The following is a 20,548-nucleotide window of genomic DNA, read 5'->3' as shown; positions in this document are numbered from 1 at the left end:
AATAAAAATTCAACTAAATTCTTAACTATAGTTAACCTTTTAAAGCACCAGCAGTCATACCTTTAATAATATGTTCTTGTAAAAAAACGTATAAAATAATTAGAGGTAAAACTGAAAGAAATAATGCAGTTAATGTTAAAGGAATATCTATACCATGCTGGCCCTGGAACTCAAATAATCCTAAAGTTAAAATCCGTTTAGTAGGACTAGAAGTTAAGACCAGAGCATAAGCAAAAGAATTCCAGAGCAAAGTTAAATTATAAATTGCAACAGTAGAAATTGCCGGTTTAACTAAAGGCAAGATTATATCTTTAAAAATTCTGATTCGATTTGCTCCATCAATTATAGCTGCTTCTTCTAATTCATACGGAATATCATTAATAAAGCCAGTCAAGATAAATACAGAAATCGGCAGACTAAAAGCTACATAAGGACCAATTAAAGCAGATAGCCTATCATAAATCCCTAAAGAAAGAGTTATCTTATAAATTGGAATTAAGGTAGAATGGATTGGGATCATCATTCCAGCTAGAAATAAAATATAAATTATTTTATTAAACTTAAAATCAATTCTTGCAATTGCATAGCTAGCTAAAGAAGAAACTATAATAATTAAAAAAACAGAAATAAAACAAACTATAATACTATTAAAAAAATAAATATAAAATCCAGAATTAATAACATCAAGATAATTTTTAATTGTAAAACTTGCTGGCAAAGACCAGACTGGTTTTTGAAAAAACTCCATTTTTATTTTAAAACTATTTTGAACTAAGAAAATCATGGGATATCCGGTAATTATAAGCCATATTAATAAGAATAAGTAAATTAAGGCTGCTTTTATTTTTTTTATTATCATTTTCTCACCTAATTTCTAATATCTTTTTTATTGAATCTTAAAAATAATACCGAAACTATTAATGCAATTAAAAATAGAGCAACCGAAACGGTACTTCCATATCCCATATTCATTTCAGTAAAAGATTTTGTATAAAGATAGGTTGCCATTAATTCGGAAGCATGATTAGGACCTCCACCTGTTAAAGCATAAATCATAGCAAAATATTTAAGTGAGCCAACAATTATTAAAACAGATGCATTAATTACTGTTCCTCTTAACATAGGCAGAGTAACAAAGAAAAATATCTGCCAGTTATTTGCTCCATCAATTTCTGCAGCCTCATAAAGCTGCTCTGGAATACCGGAAATAGCAGCCATAAAAATTATCATATAAAGGGGAATAAAACGCCACTGAATAGGTGCTGCTGCTGCGTAAAAAGCAATGCTAGAATCCCCCAACCAGCTCTGAGTTAAATGTCCTAAACCAACTAAATTTAAAATTCCATTAATCAATCCAAAGGTAGGATCATACATGTAACGCCATAAAAAAGCAACTGCTATTGAAGATAATAACATTGGAATAAAAAATATTGTCTTAAAAAAGTTAATTCCTTTAATTTGTCTAGTTAATAAAACAGCTAAAAATAGAGCAATAGGAATTTGAATTATTAAAGAGATAGCTACTAATTTGAAATTATTAATAACTGACTTCCAAAACACTGTATCCGAAAAAAGCTGGGCCCAATTATCTATTCCTAAAAATTTCATTGCTCCAATTCCATCCCACTTAAAAAGTGAATAGTAAGCAGAGAGTGGAATTGGTATTATCAGATAAACAAGTGCAAAAAATAAAGCAGGTACTAAAAATAAAGCTGCAACAAAATATTTATTACTTAATAGATTATTTGTTTTCATTATAAAAAACACCTCTTTAGATTAAGTAGAGGGAAGTTATTCCCTCTACTTTAACTACTAAATTAATTACCATAATATTCTTGAGCAGCTGCTTCCATTTTATCTGCTGCTGCCTGAGGAGTGATTTCTAAACTGAATAAAGCTTGAGTAGTATTTAAATGTACTTGAGATAACTCAAGTGGTAAACTTTGATCATACCAGAGCTGTATATAATGTGCTGCTTGAACTGTTTGATAATTTTTTTTCATAATTGGATCATCAATTTTGTTGCCAACACCCTGAAATGGAGGTATATTGCCTACTGCAATTAAGCTTTCTCCCATTTTTTCATCTGTTAGATATTTTAAAAATTCAACTGCCATTTCTTTATGCTCTGACTTTGCAGAAATTGAATAATAATTATCGCCTGGAGTACCAACTAGATTAGATGGATCCCCTTGACCAGACTCTACAGCTGGAAAATTCATAAAATCAATTTTAGTAAGAATATCTGCATTTTCATTTTTAATAGTTCCATAAGCCCAGCTTCCCATTAAATACATGGCAGCTCGATCAGTATAGAGTAACATTCTTGATTGAGCTGCATCTTCGTCAAGACCATTTACCCCATCAGGAAAAGCTCCCATTTTAACTAATTCCTGAATTTTTTCGCCTGCTTCTACAAAAACTTGATCATTAAAAGCACCTGTTCTATTAATTGCTTTTTGCAGTGCATCTGAACCACCAATTCTATCAACTAAATACATATAATACATTGAGCCAGTCCATTTATTTTTATTAGCTAACGCAAAAGGAGTAATTCCATTTTCAACAAATTCTGCGACAACTTCTTTTAAATCAGCATATGTTTTGGGCAGAGATATTCCATATTTTTCGAACAAATCTGTTCTATACCAGATATAGGCAGGTGCAACATTAGTTACAGGCACACCATAAACATGATCAGAAAAAGTACCTAAATCCATGGCAGCAGGCATAAAATTATCGCGCCAACCTGATTCAATCGCAGAAGTTAAATCATAAACTTTATTAGCTTCAACATATCTTTTTAAACCAGTACTTCCCCAGGTCATAAAAATATCTGGGGCATTGTCAGCTGACATTGCTGTTCTTAATTTAGTTTTATAATTATCATTTTGAGTTGGTACATGATCAATTTTAACTTGAGGATAATCAGATTCAAAACGTTCTATAGCATATTTCAAAGCAGGAGTAACCTGGTCACTTGCTGTCCGAATATCCCAGAGAGTTAAAGTTATTTGATCCTGAGCAGAAACTGAACCAACTAGACAGGTACTTACTAGTAATGCCAAGATTAAAATAATTGCTGATTTTTTCATTTTTTTCCTCCTTAAAGTTTTTAACTGAGTAAATATAGATCAGCTAATAAGTTTACTCTAACTAAGGTTATCCCTCCTCAACTCAAAATTTAAATTACTTTAATTTAAGAATTAATTTAAGAAGTAAATTAACTTGTTATTTATATATTCAACAAGAAATTATAAATTCCTGCAACTTAATTCAGATTTTTTGCTATTTTTAGAAAATATAGATTATAATTTTTATTTTCTCTAAAATAAAAAAGAATGCAGACTACTGCACTCTTTTTTATTATTGGTACTAAATTAATTATTTAAAAATTAAAATTGCTAAAACAAGCCTATTTACTGCTGTAAAACTGAGGCTTAAAGTATTTCTGCAGGGAAATAAATAAAATTAATAATGGTAAAATTGTAAATAAACTCGCTGTTAAAGTTAAATTATAAACTGGATGGCCCTGTGAATCAGTAATCGTTGTTATTCCTAAAATTAAAGGCATTTTAGTTCTAGTATTAAGTAGTACTAAAGGTAAGAAAAAATTATTCCAGATAGTTACAAAGTGTAATAAAAATAAGGTGATAAATCCAGGAATAATATTTGGTAAACCAATTTTATAAAAAATTAACCAATCACTTGCTCCATCTATTTCTGCAGCACTAAATACTTCATCTGGAATCTGATTCCAATAAGAAACCATTAAATAAACACTAAACACATTAACAAAGGAAGGCAAAAGTATTGCCAGCCGGGTATTAATTAAAGCAAGATCTTTAAAAAACATAAAAAGAGGTAAAGTTGTTGCATAAACTGGTACCATAGAAAAACCTAAGATTAAAATAAAAACAATTCTTTTTCCATAAAAATCATATCTGCGAAAAGCATAGCCGACCAGACAAGCAATAAAAATAGCCAGAAAAGCTCCTACAATTGCATATAAAAATGAATTTCCCAGCCATTTGAAAAATATTCCATTCTCATAACTGAAAATTGACTGGATATTTTCTATAAAATGATTTGGTTTACCTGGTAGTAATGATTTATGAAAAAGCTGACTAACATTTTTAGTAGTGCTAATAATTAACCAATAAAAAGGGAAAATAAAATAAATCGAGAGACCTATTAAAATAAATGAAATTATAATATTTTTATTTTTTCTTTTTTTCATTTTCAACTCTCCTTATAGAAAAATATTATTTTTCTATATATCTGTCTATTTTCTAATTCAACATTTGTCTGGAAGCTGTTTTTAAAAAATAAAGAGAAATCAAAAAAGTTATTATAGCCAGGATTATTCCCATAGCAGCTGCATAAGTAAATCTTCCCGATGAAAAAGCAGAATTATAGATATACATAGCTGGAGTATAGTTATTGGGTAGTACAACTAAATTTTGCAGCATCCAGGGTTCATTAAAAACTTGAATTGATCCAATAGCATTAAAAATAAATAAGGTGAGTATAACATCTTTTAAAAGGGGTATTTTTATTTTAAAAGCAGTCTGCCAGAAACTAGCACCATCTAGCTGAGCTGCTTCTGTAAGTTCACGTGGAATCGAAAGTAATGATGAATAAATAATAAAAGCTGTATAACCAGTGAAAGCCCATAGGATTATAAATAGTAATAATAAAGGCAAATTTTGCCTGGTCATTATCTTTAAACCAGAATAACCAAGCAGATCTAATAATGGTCTAAATGGAGACATTGAATCTGAAAAAATATATGACCAGACAATACCTGATACTATACCAGGAATCGTATAGGGTAGATAATAAATAAATCTATAAATAGCCCCTCCTCTTTTTGACATTCTTTCAAATAGAATAGCAAAAATAGTTGCAATAAATAACATTAACGGAACCTGAATTAATAATAGGAAAAGTGGTATTTTAAAAGATGACCAAAATTTAGGATCTTGAAAAATCCTAATATAATTATCCAGACCAACATACCATGTTCTAGCTCCTCGCATACCATAAAGAGAAAGTTTAGCTCCTAAAAAAATGGGATAAACTACCATAGCAATAAATAAAATCAGAAATGGTGCTAAAAATATATATGCTTTAATTGAAGTTTTTATTTTTCTTCTATTCATTTTATACCTCCTTCTGCTGACTAATTTTACTTTATTTTGCTGTTTAACTAAATAGAATTTTTTAAAAAAACAGAGAGGGGAGAATCCCCCTCTTTTTAACTATTATTCTGGTAATTGATCTATAATTAAATTATTATAACCAAATTCTTGCATTGTACCAATTACACTCTCTTGCCACATTGGTAAAATATCGCTAAATTTTTCAATTTTACCATCAGCATAATCCTGAAGTAAACTACTTAAACTTTCATCAACATTTGACATAATAGGTAAAGTAATAAAAGTAGTATTAACTAATTTATGTGATTCCCAGAGTTTCTGACCAATATTTTGACCACCAAAAAATTTGTCAGGACCACTTACCTGATCGATTACTTCACCGAAACGGTTAGAAACTAATACAGGTAAATTACTTTTATTATGAAGCTGGGTAAGTGAATCAGGATGAGAGTTTAACCAATTAACGAATAAAGCTGCTGCTTCTGGATTAGCAGATTGAGTACTGACATAAAAACCTGAGCCACCAATCATACTATTATGCTGCTTACCTTTATTCCACTGTGCTGGCAAAGCAATCCGCCATTTGCCTTCCGAATCAGTTGCGTTATATTTTAGCCATTCTGCAAACCAGCTGCCCAGTTCAACTACAGCTGTTCTGCCATTGTTTAAAGAATTATACCAATCAGGATTCCAGTACATTTGCAAATCTATTGTACCTTCATCTAATAATTTACCCCAGAAATCAAAAACTTCTTCAGCGGTAGGATTAGTAAAGTCAATATACCAATTGCCATCTTTATAATCAAAAAGCTTACCACCCGCCTGCCAGATCTGTCCAATCCACCACATTGAGTAACCAATTGGAGGTCTGACAAAGTCTAATTCTGGAGCTGCTTTTTTTAATTTTTTAATTTCGCTAACATAGTCTTCCCGATTAGTTGGTACAGTCAAATTATATTTATCAAAAATATCTTTTCTATAAAATAGTGCCATTGCACCACTGTCTTGAGGAGTTCCATAAATATTATCATCCATTGCACACCAGCCCAAAGCATCTTCACCATAAAGTTCAACAAAGGTATCTTTATCCAACCAATTATTAATCGGTTGGAAGGCCCCAATACTCATAAATTGAGGTGCATATGAATATTCTATCATAATCACATCAGGCAAACCTGTTCCAGCAGATAACGCAGTCTGTGCTTTATTATAATAATCACTAATGTTTTCCCATTTAACTTTAATATTTGGATAAACTTTTTCAAATTCATCAATTGAATAATTTTCATTACTAGTCCAGGCCCACATTGTAATTGTTGTTGGTTCACCACTATATTCAGGATAATAATCAGCTGCTGCAGCACCAAAACTGACTAACAAAAACAGTAAAGTTAAAATTAAAATCTTTTTCATAAAAAATCCCCCTTGCTAAAATTATTTAACTTAAAATATTTTAAATCATTTAATCAATTTTATTATTCACCTACCCTTCTTTATCGGCTAATAAATTTAAAGATATGCTATTTTTTTACAATCAATTAGAAAAGCTAAGTTAAAGTTTAAGTTGAATCTCGCTGAATAATTTCTGGCAATACTTTTCTATGAATTATTTCACCTGCCTTTTTATTGATTCTCTGAAATAAAATTTGCATAGTGTTATTTACCATTTTTTCTTTAGGTAGTGCCATAGTAGTTAATTTGGGTCTAATATATTTAGCAATACTATCATCATAACCAATCACTGCTATATCATTGGGAACTGCTAATCCTAAGTCATTTAATAATTCAATTACTCCAGCAGCCATTACATCATTATAAACAAAAATAGCAGAAACTTTACTATTCTTCTGGATTAATTTTTTAGCTAATAAATATCCTTCATCTCTGCTGAATGCCTTCCCCAATTCTATTAGGTTACTATCTATTTTTAAATTAGCTTCTTTAAAAGCTTTTTTATAACCAAGCAGTCTAATTGATGTTGTTTTACTATCTCTGCTGCCAATAAAGCCAATTTTGCTGTGCTGCTTAGAAAATAAATAATTGATTGCTAACTTAGTTCCGGCCTGATCATTTATTGTAACTGTATCAATAGTCTTAATAATTCTTGCTCCTGCTAAACCAACTATTGGAATTCCCTCTTTTTGCAAAGAATTAATAAAATCACCCTGAGTGATTTCCCAACTTAAAGTAGTGATAACTCCCCCTACTCTATTTTCAATTAAGTTGTCACGGTATAAATTAACTCTTTCTAAATTACTATGGGTATTACAAAGATAAACACCATATCCCTCTGCAAAAGCATAATCTTCAATAAAATGCGCAATCTGAGCAAAAAACTCATTCCTAATAGATGGTACTACATAAGCAATTGTATGAGTTTCTTTTTTAGAAAGTGCTCTAGCAATCCGATTGGGGCGATAGTTTAATTCTAAAATTGCTTTTTCAACTCGCTTAGTTAGTTTTTTACTAACCTTTACATTAGAATCACTATTTATAATAGCTGAAACTGTTGCAACTGATACCTTAGCTTTTTTAGCAACATCCTTAATTGTAGCCATAACTATCCCCTTAACTATAATTTAATAATTGATAATATTCTGTTATTTAAAATAATATTGTTGTGCAGATTATTATTTCTAAACGGTTAGATTTACTTAAAGATTAACACAACCAAACTATAATGTCAAACTATTTGCAATATTAAAATCATAAAATATACTTCCAGACTATACTAGTCCGGAAGAATTTTTTTCTAAATATTCACTGGGAGTTATCCCTTCTATATCCTTAAAAACTTTAAAAAAGTAATTATAATTATTAAACCCAACCTGTTTAACAATTTCTTTAAAGTTAATGTTACCTTGATTAATTAATTTTTTAGCAGCTTTAATCCGCAGATCATTTAAATAATCACTGAAACCTAGTCCACACTCTTCCTTAAATTTACGACTCAAATAAGAATATGATACTCCAACTAATTTAGCAGTTGAAGTCAAAGTAATATCCTGACTATAATTTTTTTTCAGATAAGTTGTAGTTTTTCTAATTAAGTCAGAGTAATTAGATCCTTGTTTTGCAGCCAGTTCGTTGCTTAAATTCTTATAAATTTCCTGCAACCAGCTTTGAAATTCAGTCAGAGTATTAAATTTATCTAACTGCTGATATAGATTTTGATTTTCAGGATAAATTTTATCTTTAGCAAGCTTATTATCCTTAATTACAGTATTAACTATATTTATTAAAGATATAAAAGTTAACTTAACTACCCCTAAACTAGGTTTATATTTAGCAATTTTGCAAAAAATACTTTCTAATTCAGCAGTAAGAGCAGCTGGATTTTGATTAACTAAATAATTATGCAACTTTTTTTCAGTTTTTATATCAAGTGAAAAATGCTCACCATTATTTCTACTCTCTTTATTATAGTAAATAATTTTATCTTTCCCTTGATAGAACTTTTCCTGCAGTAATTCAGCAACTTTTTCATATTCTATTTGTATCTGCATTGGATCATCGACTATCTCACCGACAGCAATACTAGCTGTAATATTTAAATAATTTTTTAGAGCTGATTTAATTCTATTTACAGCTGAAGTAACATTGTTTGTAATCTCCAGCTCACTCTTATTAGTAAAAGAAAAAAGCAGTAAAAAATATTTTTCTCCCTTTAAAACAGCAAATGACTTACCATTTTCTCGTAAGATTTCTGCTGCCATATTAATAAAAGATTTTTTTAGACTAACTAATTTGGCAGCGGGATATTTTTCCTGTAAGATTTGATGATCATCAAACTGGCCTAAAGCTATAATCATTTTTTTAAATTCAAAATTAATCCCTAATAATTCTAGTTCTCTTTTTGGCTTAATCTTATCTTCAAAATAACCTTTAACTAATTTATCGGCAAAATTTTGAACCAAAATATCACGCTGATCAACTAGAAAACTTTCTGTGAAAATATTACTGTTATCATTAATTTCACTTTCTTTTAAGCTAGCTTTTATTTGATTAAGCAGAGCAAGTAATTTAGACTTTTTCAATTCATGTTTTAAAATATAGTCTTCTGCACCTAGTTTAAGGCTTTTTTTAACATAATCAAAATCTCTATACCCACTCAGTACAATATTGATTATCTGGGGATAATTTTTAGCAGCAAAAGCTATTAAATCAACCCCTGATTGACCTGGCATTTTCATATCTGTAATTATAAGATCAATTTTTTCTGTTTTAAGTTTCTGCTTAGCAGCTGCTACATTTTTTATCTGTTCAGTAATTTGAAAACCATACTTATTCCAATTAATTAAGTCTTTTAAATGAGTATAGTCAAAAATATCATCTTCAACGATCATCACTTTCAGCATAATAATCCCTTTCTAATTCAGCTAATTTAATTGTTACAGTAGTAAAATATCCTTTTAAACTTTCAATTTCAACTCCATATTCTGGACCAAAGTATAGTTCAATTCTTTCTTTAACATTTTTAATTCCAATCCCAGAAAAATGATCTTTTCCTGTTTCATTTTCAGTTAATAATTTTTTTATTTCTGTTTCAGTCATTCCAATACCATCATCTGTAACAGAAAATATAATCTTATTAGCTTCTTGATATCCCTTAATCATAATCAAACCCTGGCCATTTTTATTGCTAATACCATGAATTATGGAATTCTCTACAATAGGCTGTAATATAAATTTGGGAATTTTATTATCTAAAATTTCCGTCTCTATTTCAAAATGAACTTCAAATTTATTATGAAGTCTAAACTGCTGTATATTTAAATAGCTTTTAAGATATTCGATTTCTCTTTCTACAGAAATGAAACTCTCTTTATTATTCATACTTAAATGCAGTAAATTAATAATTGAAGCCAGGAAATTTTCTAAATTATCTACATTCTGCATATCTGCCAATAAACGAGCTGTATTAAGTATATTAGCTAGAAAATGAGGGTTGATTTGTGCCTGTAGTGCTTTAAATTCTAACTCATTTTTTTGCTTTTCTTTTTCTTTAATATCAGCTAATAAACTTTCTAATTCACTTACCATCATATTAAAATTCCCACTGACTTCTGCAAGCTCATCCTGTGAATTATCTTTCAATTTTATATTTAAATCACCAGCTTCAACTTTATTCATTGCTATAACCAGTTTGTTTAATGGATTAGAAATACTTTTAGTAAAAATATAAGAAAAACCAAGTGCTAATATAAAAATTAGCAGTCCTAAAATAATGATTTCTTTTCTAATTAAACTTGTTTCTTTATTTAAATAAGAAAATGGAATTGTACTAACTATATACCAATTAGTATCTTTAATAACAGAATAAGCAGCTAAATAAGGTTCATTCTCTAAAGATATTTTAAATGTTTGTTGAGAACTTTTCTTTTGCTGCTGAGCTTTAATCCTGCCAATTAAATTGTTATCAGGATAAGGCTGATTAAAGCTTAATTTAGCGTTTCGGGTAGAAACAACTGTTCCTGCCTGATTGAGTATAAATATCTCTGCACCCTGACCCAGATTTATATTCCGATAAATATCAGAAAAAATATTTTCGTTAACTCGAATAAGCACAGTTCCCAGCTGACTACCTTGATAAAGGTCTTTAATAATTCTCCCAATTAAAATACCATATGACCTACCTGATGTATCAGGAGCATAGATGCGATCTACCTGATGAAATTCATCTCTGAAATCAACAGCCTGCCAGACTGCTCCCCCATCAGCTTCCTTTATATCAGCTAAAAGTTTTTCTCTAAATTTATCTTTAAAATTCAAAGTAAAACCAGTATCTCCGTAAGCAATTATTTTTTGACCCTGATCTGTAAAAAGCTGCACATCAGATATATATTCTGAAAAAGAAAACTTACGTACCATTTCATCTCTTATTTTAAAGCGAGCATCGTAAATCTGCCAATCACTTAATTTATCATAATTACGCATTGTATTTTGAACCAAATCAGAAAAAGCAACTTCTATTGATTGATACTGCATACGACGCAGCTCTTCATTTATATTTTTGGCAATCTGATTAACAACTTCCAGCGAATAAGTATTTATTTTATCATATATAGCTTCACTTGATTTATGATAACTATAAATACCAGTTATTAACATTGGCAATAATGATAAGAGCACAAATAAAACGATTAGTCTGTTCTGGATATGAGTTGAACGAATCAAACTATAAATTTTATTTATTATCTTTAAGTAAACAGCTTTAATCATTTAAGATCTCCCTACAAAATATCTCTGATTTTTCTACAAAGTTAAGCTAGTTTGTATTTTAATTAAGAAAATTTATCTCAATTTTCTTAATTCATTCTTATTATAACATCTTCCTGGCCTAAGAACATCTTTTTTACAAAAAAATCCTCATCAGCTCTGAAGCTGATGAGGAAAATACTACTTTATTTAATTACTAATTAATCTAAAACTGTAATTATCCTTTTACTCCACCAACTGTTAGCCCAGAAATAAAAGAATTTTGTTTAAACATAAATAAAATTATAATTGGTACTACAGAAATTACCGCTCCAGAGAATAGCATATCATAACTATTCCCATAGGGAGTAATTAAAGAAGCCAATCCAATTGGTAAAGTGAAGTTTTCATTCGATCTTAAAACAATTAAAGGCCAGACAAAGGCATTCCAGCTAAACATTGCCTGTAAAATAATCATTGCACCAAAGGCAGGTTTCATTAAAGGCATCATAATTTTAAAGAAAATACCAAATTCAGAAGCACCATCAATTCTGGCTGCATCGATCAATTCCATTGGCAGTCCCACAGCAAATTGTCGGAAAAAGAAGACAGCAACTGGTGGAACAATAAAAGGAAGCATAACTCCAGCATAAGTATCAATTATTTTAAGAGTGATTGAAAGTTTATACAGCGGTAAAATTAAAATTTCAATTGGAACCATCATCAAAATTAATACTAATACAAACAATATATTCTTCCCTTTAAAATCATAAACTGCCAAACCATAGCCAACCAGTGAGCTTAAAAATACGGCAACAGCAGTTTGAATTGTAGTAATTAAAACACTGTTTTTATACCAATAAAGATAGATTCCGTTTCTTTCCGTAAAAAGTGTTTTATAGTTTTTAAAAGTCATTATATCCAGATCAAGTCTGGCACTAATTCCATTTTTAATAATTTGATCCCCTGGCTTGAATGAAGAAACTAACATAAAGAAAAATGGAGCCAGAGCAAAAAAAGCAAAAAATGCCAGGATAATAACAACTACAGTAAGTTTAACTTGCTTTACAGACATTTTAATCCTCCTTCTTAAATAAGCCAAATAGATTAAGCTGAATTAGATTAACTACCAGAACAATTAATAATAGTGTAATTCCAATTGCCGAGGCAAACCCCATATTAAAATTATTAAAGCCAGTTTGGTAGATATAAGAAACTATAGTCATTCCAATATCATTAGGGGTTGCTGTCTGCCAATAAGCATAGCTTTCAGCAAACATTTTATAACCTCCAAATACACTAATTGTAATTACATATATTATGACTGGTTTTAAAGAAGGAATAGTTATATATTTAAATTTATCCCAACTATTTGCTCCATCAATGTCTGCGGCTTCATAGATTGCATCTGGAATACCCTGTAAGCCTGATAAAAAATAAATAATATTAACTCCTAACCAGCGCCAGACACAGAGAATGACCAGAGCAATCATAGCTGGAATAGAATCCTGCAACCAGGTTATTGGCCCAATTCCTAAAAGTCCAATTAAAGAATTAGCTAGAGTTGATGCCTGTTCTCCAAAAGCATATCTAAAAAACATACCTGCTACAATAACAGAAGTTAAAGCCGGCATAAAAATTGCTGAACGAAAAAAATTTTTAAATTTTGTTTTATCACTATTTAGCAGCACTGCCAATAAAATTGGTAGTGGTACTAAGATTAAAATAGTCCAGAAAGTATAGTTAGTACTGGTTAATAAAGCATTTTTATAATGTACATTAAATAATTTTTTGTAATTTTCAAGTCCTATAAATTCTGCTTCACCAAAACCAATTTCCTGGAAACTCATAATAATTGTGGAAATGATAGGATATAAATAAAAGACCAGAAAAACAATAATAAAAGGAGAAACAAAAATATAGGGAGCCACTTTTTTAGAATTAATAAATTTTTGATAAAAGTTTTTAATTGATTTCATAATAACGCTCCTTAATAAAAAACTAAAAGATTCAACTTAACCCAAATAGAAATCTGATTACAGCCGAATCTTTTAGTTATTTTAATAATTACTTGTTAACTAAGCTTGTTTACTGTCTTAGTTCATCAGCAGCTTCTTTTAAGGCTTCGGCTGGTGTCTCACTTTGTTCTTTAATAACTTTAAAGGAAACATTTTTCTTTAATAAATCAATTGCCTGTGGATATTGCTCTGTAATCATAGTTGGATTAATTTCATCTTTAATATCAAGCAGCATTCCAAAAATATCTTCATTTTTAAAGTAATCTGTATACTGATTTGATTCAGACATTACTGGATCATCCCAGACTTCCCATCTTACTGGGTCAAAGCCAAGTTCTGTCCATAATTTATGTGATGCTTCAACAGATAGTTTAGCTTCAACTAAAAAATCTTTGGCTAAATCTTTATGGTCACTCTGAATAGTAACTACTGTACCAGTTCCACCCATACCAGCAGATCTATTTCCGCCTTCTTCCCAGACAGGTAAAGGTCTAATTGCCATTTTACCTTTTAAGTCAGGCATATACTGAACAAACCTTCCCATATACCAGAGAGGCATCATTAAAGAAGCAGCACCTTCATCATTCATAAAAGCCCAATATTCTTCGGAATGGTGAAATCCACCTGGGGTAGGAATTGCAATATCATATTTATGAACAAGATCATCTAAAAAGGTTAAAACTCGTTCATTTTTTTCGTTATCTAAAATTATGCTGCCATCTTCAGCAAAAATATCAGAACCAATTTGACTAATCAAAGGATAAAGTGACCAATGTTCTGTTACTTCAACTGTTGTCATTGGCTTACCAGTAGCAGCTTTAACTTTCTGGCCTGCTGCAACATAGTCATCCCAGGTAACAATATCATCAATATCTACGCCCGCCTGATCAGTAAGTTCTGTATTATAATACATAACTGTTGCACCTACATGATAAGGAATTCCATAATAGTTACCATTTTTGCTGTAATTATCGAATCTAGCTTTAATCATCTGGCCCATTAAAGGATCAACAACATCATTAAAAGCAACTAGTTGAGGTGTATTTCCCTTTAAATAATTAGCAAATTTACTAATTTCTATATCTGCAATATCAGGTGCACCTACTCCTGACTGTAAAGCTATTAAAAGTTTATTATGCATTTGATCATAAGGATAGACTGTTGCTTCTAAAGCAATCTGATTATCAGGATTATTCTCATTCCAACGAGCTACTTCTTTTTCTAAAAATTGCTGGTGTAACTCTTGAAAAGTCCAGAAAGTTAACGTAGTCGTCTTAGCAGCTGCAGAGAATGTAATTCCAACTATCAATAAGCAAAACAACAGAGTAACAAAAACTTTTTTCATAATAAATTTCCTCCCGTTTTTTGATTTTTTATTGTTAATTCAATTTTAAAATAATTTAGACAAATAGTCACTACATTATTTTTACCTTCTACTACAAAATTTTTCACTTTTTTAAACTTATTCAGCATTTAGAGAAGAAAAGGCAAAAAGTGCTGGAAATTTTATATTCCAGCACTTTAAATAATAAAGATATTTTAATTATTTTTTTCTAGTTTTTCTTCTAATCTTGCTATTGCTTCTTCTCCCCATTGATTAAGCAGCCCGACCTGTCTTAGTAATGTTGAAACAGTGTAGCGAAAGCGAATTTCAAAACAGTGATTTACTGCTTTTTTTAGCCAGTCTCGGTTCAAATTTTTAACGTCTTCTCTTTCAAAAAAACCAAAATCATCTAAAATAGTTTCTACACTTAATAGATACTGCTTAAATTTCCGAATGTTTTTCTTAATCTCGGATTCTGCAGCTAATAAATCGTCTTTGGAAATTAAATCATGTTCCCAACGTTGTTCTAGTAAATCCAGGATAGAATCTGCTTTATCTAAATAAGCTTCCCTAATTTCAGCTTCTCTTGCCTGGCGATCATGAGTTATTTCAAATTGGGAAAAATCAGTTTTTAATAATTTTAAATAATAATAACAACTGATTAAAGCTGCAGTACCAACTTTTATGCCATGAGTAGGAACATGTTCCTTAAAAATCCCAGCATACATATCAAAGAAATGAGAAATATGGTGCTCAGTTCCAGAAGCCGGGCGCGAACTACCAACCATCATCATTGCAATACCAGAATAAATTAAACCTTTTGTCAAAATTTCAATACCTGCTGCTTTTCTTGCAATTATTTGCTGTGAATTAGCCATTAAATCTTGCAAAACATCCTCTACCAAATCAAAAGCTTCCTGACAAAAATATTCGTCAAATAAAGCAACCCCCAATTTCCATTCTAATAATGATGAAACTTTACCTAAAAGATCACCTAAACCTGATTGAATTAACTTCCAGGGAGCTGCTTTCAAAATATCAAGATCAGCAATTATTAGTTCAGGAGGAGTTGTATTATAGGTTTTTTTAACTCCAGCTACTGTAATTGAAGAAACCGAAGAAGCATAACCATCCATCGAAGGCGCAGTTGCAAAAATAGTATAAGGTATTTTCATCTTATGGGCTGCATATGCTGTCAAATCATTAATCGAACCGGAACCACAGGCCAATAAATAACCATTACCTTCTACAGCAGAAATTATTTTAAATAATGATTCAGGTTCTGGAACAAGATGATCATCTCCAACTCGCTCTTCTAATAAAATTTCTATCACTTCGTAATTCGCTGCTTCCAATTTTGACTTTAGTTTATTGCCAGCAGCTTTTTTAGTCTGCTGATCAATTACTAAATAAATTCTTTTTTCTGCAGTAATTTCTGCTAAGAGATCAGCTGTTTGGTCGATTAAACCTGCTGCAATAGCTACTTTTTTAATGGGGATTTGATGTGTTTTTCCACAACTACATTTATGTCCAGCTATTTTTTGTAAATCCATAATTATTTATCACCCTTAATTATTTTAAAAATTCTACAGCTGCTTTTTCTATTGGTAAGCATGATTTATAACGTTCCATAAACGCTTCAAAACCTTCTACATCTTCCGGATCAGGTTCAATAATACTTTCCTTTTGATCTGTAAAAACTGATTCATTTAAAAAAGTTTCCAATGACTGTTCTGAATTTCTATTTAATAAATAAGCTGCTAATAAAGCAATACCCCAGGCACCACCTTCACCAGCAGTTTCCATTACAGCAACTGGTGCATTAACTGCTGCTGCCATTAACTTCTGTCCAACACCTTCAGTTTTAAATAATCCACCATGCCCCAGCATTTTATCTAATTTTACTTCTTCTTCCTTAAGCAAAATATCCATTCCGATTTTAAGCGCACCTAAAGCACTCTGCAGATTAACTCGAATAAAATTAGCTAAGTTAAAATTACTACTAGATGACATTGCAAAAAGTGGGCGACCTTCTTCAAATCCAGTTATATGCTCTCCTGAAAGATATCCATAAGCTAATAGGCCACCACAATCTTTATCACCTGTTAGAGCCTGATTATATAATTTTTCGTATAAAGTAGTCTTATCAACATCAAAGCCCAGTAAGTCAGTCATTTCCTGAAAGAGAGAGATCCAGCCATCAAGGCTTGAAGTACCATTATTAGAATGAGCCATTGCTACCATCTTACCAGATGGAGTCATAACTAAATCTAGTTCTGGATGTACATTATTAAGTTCCTTCTCTAAAACTACCATGGCAAAGACTGAAGTACCAGCTGAAACATTACCCGTTCTTTCAGCCACACTATTAGTTGCTACCATGCCAGTCTCAGCATCTCCCTCAGGAGGACACATTAAACTTCCTGCTTCTAATTTACCAGTAGGGTCAAGTAAGTTAGCACCTTTTTTTGTTAGATAACCAGCCTTTTCTCCTGCTAATAATGGCTTAGGCAAAATATTTTTTAATTGCCAGGAAAAATCATATTCTGCAATTAATTGACTAAACTGCCTTTGTTTATCCTTATCATAGTCTTTATTTACAATTTCAACTGGAAACATTCCGGAAGCTTCTCCAATTCCGAGTACTTTTTCGTCTGACAATTGCCAGTGAACATAACCAGCTAGAGTTGTTAAAAAATCAATAGAATTTACATGTTCTTCTTCATTTAATATAGCTTGATAAAGATGAGCAATACTCCAACGTTGCGGAATTGGATAATCAAAAATATCAGTTAGTTTTTTACTAGCTTCACTAGTAAAATTATTACGCCAGGTTCTAAAGGGAACTAATAAATTATTTTCTTTATCAAAAGCCATGTAGCCATGCATCATTCCGCTAAAACCGATTGCTCCAATTTTAGTTAATTCAAGTCCAAAATTATTTTTTAATTCAGCTGTCATATCCTGATAGCTGCCTTGAATACCCTGCCAGATTTCTTCTAAACTATATGTCCAGACTCCATCAATATAACTATTTTCCCAGCTGTGGCTTCCAGTTGCAATAATTTGATTATCAGCAGCAAGTAAAACAGCTTTAATTCTGGTAGAACCTAATTCTATTCCAAGCGAAGTTCTAGCATGCTTAATATCACTGGCAACTATTTCTTTATTTATTGGCATAATTACCCCCCTATTTTTGTCCATAATAAGCATTTTCACCGTGTTTACGTAAAAAATGCTTATCTAATAAAACCTGATCCATAGCTGCTAAATCTGGAGTCAAATTTAATGCACGATAAGCCATTTTAGCTACCTCTTCCAGCACAACTGCATTATGAACTGCATTTGCTGCATCTTTTCCCCAGGTAAATGGTCCATGATTTTTCACTAAAACAGCCGGCACCTGCATTGGATCAAGATCAGCAAAAGCTTCTACAATTACTTTGCCAGTATCCCATTCATATTCTCCGTTAATTTCTTCTGCAGTCATTTTTCTGGTACAGGGAATTTTTCCATAAAAGTAATCAGCCTGAGTAGTACCAAAAGCTGGTATTCCTTTACCTGCCTGAGCCCAACTAGTTGCCCAATTAGAATGTGTATGAACTATACCACCAATATTAGCAAAATTATTATATAAATAACGATGAGTAGCAGTATCAGAAGAAGGATTCAAATCACCTTCAACTTTATTTCCTGCTAAGTCTACAACTACCATATCTTGAGCAGTCATTTTATCGTATTCTACCCCACTGGGTTTAATTACAAATAAACCTTTTTCTCTATCTATACCACTAACGTTTCCCCAAGTATAGGTAACAAGTTCTCTTTTAGGAAGTTCAAGATTAGCCTGTAATACCTCTTCTTTTAAAGCTTCTAACATTTTTTAACCTCCCTATATAATTATATCTTAATATAAACATAAAATAATATTTTAAAATAGGATTTCAAATTTTTGCTAATTAATTTTTTAAAATAAAATTACTGCTCAGCCAGCAGTCAATAACTACTTTTGTTTTTAATTAACTGCTGAACTAGCAGTTTTTTAATTTTTTATTATAATTCATTAAAATTATTTTAACTTGTAATAAATATCATTCCATTTTAATTCTTTTTTAAATTCGGAAACTGTTGTAGTATCGTCAATTGTTAAGAATTCAACATCAGCAATTTCAGCAAAATCCTGTAAATGCTCAACTGTTAAAGCTTTCGAAAAAGCAGTATGATGAGCTGCTCCAGAATAAATCCATGATTCTACTGCTGTTTGTAAATTAGGTTTTGGTTTCCAGAAAACACGTGCTACTGGAAGTTTAGGCATTTCTTGTTCAGATTCTACAACTTCCAATTCGTTTAAAACTATCCGGAAGCGATTTCCCATATCCATTAAAGCAACATTAATAGCTGGACCAGCATCTACATCGAAAACTAGCCTGGCTGGATCTTCTTTATCACCTATGCCTAATGGATGAATTTCAAGATTAGCCTTACCAGCAGCAATACTCTCACAAACTTCTAACATATGAGCTCCCAGAACTTTAGTATCATCTGGATCTAAATTATAAGTGTAAAATTCCATAAAAGAAGTACCTTCATCTAGACCAGCTGCCATAACTTTCATAGCTCTAAGCAGTGCAGATGTTTTCCAATCACCTTCACCACCAAAACCATAACCATCTCGCATAAGGCGCTGTACAGCTAGACCAGGCAGTTGTTTTAAACCATGAAGATCTTCAAAATTAGTAGTAAACCCTTTGAAATCACCATCTTCCAGGAATTTTCTCAAACCAATTTCAATCCTGGCTGATTCTTTAAGTGATTGTTTGCCGGTTCCTTCTAAAAGAGATTTTTGCACATTATATTCACTTTTATATACCTCAATTAATTCTGCAATTTCTGCCTCACTAACTGCATCGATATATTCAACTAAATCGCCAATTCCATAATAATGAACTTCATAGCCGAATTTTATTTGGGCTTCAACTTTATCCCCTTCAGTTACAGCTACCTGGCGCATATTATCTCCAAAGCGAACAAACTTTGCTCCCTGAGCATCAGCCCAGGCTGCCGCTGCTCTACTCCAGACACCAACTCTATGTTGAACCTCTTCATCTTGCCAGTGGCCAACTACAACTTTTCTATTTTTTCCCATTCTGCTGACTATAAAGCCATATTCGCGACCTCCATGAGCAGCTTGATTAGTATTCATAAAGTTCATATCAATTTCAGACCAGGGAATATCTCTATTAAATTGAGTATGCAGATGCAGTAAAGGTTTCTGCAAAGATTTTAACCCAGAAATCCACATTTTTGCTGGTGAAAAAGTATGCATCCAGGTAATAATACCAATACATTTATCAGTACGATTTGCTTCCAGTACAACCTCTCTTATCTTTTGTGGAGTAGTTACTACAGCCTTATATTTGATCTGAATCGGTATTTCTGCTGCAGCAGAAAGCCCTTCAGCAACTTTCTGACTATTAGATTCTACTTCTTTTAATACTTCATCACCATATAAGTGCTGACTTCCTGTAATAAACCAAATTTCCATTTCTTTAAATATATCTTGCATAAATTTACCTCCTTTTAAATTAACTAAACTATTTTATAATTAACTAAAATAAAACTTAAAATTTTTAAATTATTAAAAGACAAACTAAAATAAATCCAGCTTTTTTTAACATTTACTAAAGCAATAATATCACAAAAAAAATAAAATTTGTAGGAAAAAAAGTAGTAAATTTTGGTTCTTTGACAAATGTTGTGAAATCTAAATAGCACCGTTTGAATCATGTTATCTCTTTGTTTTTTTGAATTACTCTTAAATACTTAGCAATGATAAAAATACT

General features: G+C 31.1%; 16 protein-coding genes. All 16 read right to left on the bottom strand.

Annotation, left to right across the window (positions count from 1 at the left end):
* Positions 1–31: 31 nt before the first annotated feature.
* The 16 genes from BMZ74_RS09200 to araA all read right to left on the bottom strand — a co-directional run bounded on the left by BMZ74_RS09200 (position 32) and on the right by araA (position 20,271).
* Positions 32–784, bottom strand: coding sequence for a carbohydrate ABC transporter permease (locus BMZ74_RS09200; RefSeq protein ID WP_218142068.1), 753 nt, complete (start codon positions 782–784; stop codon positions 32–34).
* An 83-nt stretch (positions 785–867) separates the two neighbouring features.
* Positions 868–1,755, bottom strand: coding sequence for a carbohydrate ABC transporter permease (locus tag BMZ74_RS09195; protein ID WP_089861954.1), 888 nt, complete (start codon positions 1,753–1,755; stop codon positions 868–870).
* Between the two features lie 62 nt (positions 1,756–1,817).
* On the bottom strand, positions 1,818–3,095 hold the full coding sequence (locus BMZ74_RS09190; RefSeq protein WP_089861953.1) for an extracellular solute-binding protein: 1,278 nt from the start codon (positions 3,093–3,095) through the stop codon (positions 1,818–1,820).
* A 320-nt stretch (positions 3,096–3,415) separates the two neighbouring features.
* Positions 3,416–4,240, bottom strand: a complete 825-nt coding sequence (locus BMZ74_RS09185; RefSeq protein ID WP_089861952.1) for a carbohydrate ABC transporter permease — start codon at positions 4,238–4,240, stop codon at positions 3,416–3,418.
* A 52-nt stretch (positions 4,241–4,292) separates the two neighbouring features.
* Entirely contained in the window at positions 4,293–5,165 is an 873-nt protein-coding gene (locus tag BMZ74_RS09180) for a carbohydrate ABC transporter permease (RefSeq protein WP_089861951.1), read from the bottom strand.
* A 102-nt stretch (positions 5,166–5,267) separates the two neighbouring features.
* Positions 5,268–6,578, bottom strand: coding sequence for an ABC transporter substrate-binding protein (locus tag BMZ74_RS09175; RefSeq protein WP_089861950.1), 1,311 nt, complete (start codon positions 6,576–6,578; stop codon positions 5,268–5,270).
* 146 nt (positions 6,579–6,724) lie between these two features.
* Positions 6,725–7,723, bottom strand: a complete 999-nt coding sequence (locus tag BMZ74_RS09170; protein WP_089861949.1) for a LacI family DNA-binding transcriptional regulator — start codon at positions 7,721–7,723, stop codon at positions 6,725–6,727.
* A gap of 168 nt (positions 7,724–7,891) precedes the next feature.
* Complete coding sequence (locus BMZ74_RS09165; protein WP_089861948.1) at positions 7,892–9,523, bottom strand: helix-turn-helix domain-containing protein; 1,632 nt, start codon at positions 9,521–9,523, stop codon at positions 7,892–7,894.
* The gene (locus BMZ74_RS09160; RefSeq protein WP_089861947.1) at positions 9,501–11,387 is read right to left on the bottom strand and encodes a sensor histidine kinase; all 1,887 of its coding nucleotides are present in this window, start codon (positions 11,385–11,387) and stop codon (positions 9,501–9,503) included. The genes BMZ74_RS09165 and BMZ74_RS09160 overlap by 23 nt, the downstream gene beginning before the upstream one ends.
* 214 nt (positions 11,388–11,601) lie before the next feature.
* Positions 11,602–12,438, bottom strand: coding sequence for a carbohydrate ABC transporter permease (locus BMZ74_RS09155; protein WP_089861946.1), 837 nt, complete (start codon positions 12,436–12,438; stop codon positions 11,602–11,604).
* A gap of 1 nt (position 12,439) precedes the next feature.
* Positions 12,440–13,342, bottom strand: a complete 903-nt coding sequence (locus BMZ74_RS09150; RefSeq protein ID WP_089861945.1) for a carbohydrate ABC transporter permease — start codon at positions 13,340–13,342, stop codon at positions 12,440–12,442.
* A gap of 109 nt (positions 13,343–13,451) precedes the next feature.
* Positions 13,452–14,726: an ABC transporter substrate-binding protein gene (locus BMZ74_RS09145; RefSeq protein ID WP_089861944.1), complete on the bottom strand. Its 1,275-nt coding sequence runs from the start codon at positions 14,724–14,726 to the stop codon at positions 13,452–13,454.
* A 194-nt stretch (positions 14,727–14,920) separates the two neighbouring features.
* Positions 14,921–16,258, bottom strand: coding sequence for a sn-glycerol-1-phosphate dehydrogenase (locus BMZ74_RS09140; RefSeq protein WP_089861943.1), 1,338 nt, complete (start codon positions 16,256–16,258; stop codon positions 14,921–14,923).
* 19 nt (positions 16,259–16,277) lie between these two features.
* A complete protein-coding gene (locus BMZ74_RS09135) occupies positions 16,278–17,885 on the bottom strand; it encodes a xylulokinase (RefSeq protein ID WP_089861942.1) in 1,608 nt (535 codons plus the stop codon).
* Positions 17,886–17,895: 10 nt separating this feature from the next.
* Positions 17,896–18,585 (bottom strand): L-ribulose-5-phosphate 4-epimerase, encoded by a 690-nt coding sequence (gene araD / locus BMZ74_RS09130; RefSeq protein ID WP_089861941.1) that lies wholly within the window; start codon positions 18,583–18,585, stop codon positions 17,896–17,898.
* 189 nt (positions 18,586–18,774) lie between these two features.
* Positions 18,775–20,271, bottom strand: a complete 1,497-nt coding sequence (araA, locus tag BMZ74_RS09125; RefSeq protein ID WP_089861940.1) for an L-arabinose isomerase — start codon at positions 20,269–20,271, stop codon at positions 18,775–18,777.
* Positions 20,272–20,548 lie beyond the last annotated feature (277 nt).

The sequence above is a fragment of the Halanaerobium salsuginis genome (assembly GCF_900114545.1).
GTDB lineage: Bacteria > Bacillota > Halanaerobiia > Halanaerobiales > Halanaerobiaceae > Halanaerobium > Halanaerobium salsuginis.
This window is presented reverse-complemented; position numbering and strand designations above follow the sequence as displayed.